Source organism: Carnobacterium sp. (assembly GCF_032094055.1).
Taxonomy (GTDB): Bacteria; Bacillota; Bacilli; order Lactobacillales; family Carnobacteriaceae; genus Carnobacterium_A.
This window is the reverse complement of the sequence record NZ_DAMDAK010000067.1, coordinates 1-893: the sequence shown is the minus strand read 5'-3', so window position 1 is coordinate 893 and position 893 is coordinate 1. Positions and strand designations below refer to the sequence as shown.

At 42.6% G+C, this 893-nt stretch carries 1 protein-coding gene; it reads left to right on the top strand.

All coding sequences use genetic code 11. The features are described 5' to 3' along the window. Positions 1–893: thymidine phosphorylase (locus tag RT405_RS09985; RefSeq protein WP_313469439.1), on the top strand; the 893-nt coding region annotated here is incomplete at both ends.

Sequence of the window (893 nt, the reverse complement as noted above, 5' to 3'; positions counted from 1 at the left end):
ACGGCATAAAAGTAGATAAACATTCCACTGGTGGAGTAGGAGATACCACAACTTTAGTTTTGGCTCCGTTAGTGGCGAGTCTAGGAGTTCCCATTGCAAAAATGAGTGGACGCGGTTTGGGACATACTGGCGGAACCATTGATAAGTTAGAAGCCATTCCAGGTTTCCATGTTGAATTGTCACAAGAAGATTTTATTGAATTAGTCAATAAAAATAAAGTCGCAGTTGTGGGGCAATCAGGCAACTTAACGCCAGCAGATAAAAAGTTATATGCTTTACGCGATGTTACTGGAACCGTTGAATCTATTCCTTTAATAGCCAGTTCTATTATGAGCAAAAAAATTGCTGCTGGGGCAGATGCCATTGTTTTAGATGTGAAGACCGGTGCAGGAGCCTTTATGAAAAATGATGAAGATGCTCGTGAATTAGCACATGCCATGGTAAAAATCGGCAACATGGTAGGCCGTAATACCATGGCTGTTATTTCCGATATGAGCCAGCCCTTAGGATACGCTATCGGCAATGCCTTAGAAGTTAAAGAAGCTATTGATACTTTAAACGGACATGGGCCTGCTGATTTAGTAGAACTTTGTTTAACATTAGGCAGTCAAATGGTCCATTTGGCTGGAATCGGCAATGACTTGGCCGAAGCCAGAGACTTATTGGAAGAAAACGTGCACAATGGAAAAGCCTTAGAAAAATTTAAAGTCTTTGCAGCTTCCCAAGGTGGAGATACTGCCGTAATCGATCATCCGGAACAGCTGCCGCAAGCAGCCTATCAAATAGAAGTGAAGGCAGCAAGAGATGGTGTAGTTTCTGGAATCGTAGCAGATGAGTTAGGCATAGCTGCTATGATGTTAGGTGCAGGGCGGGCAACTAAAGAAAGTAAAATT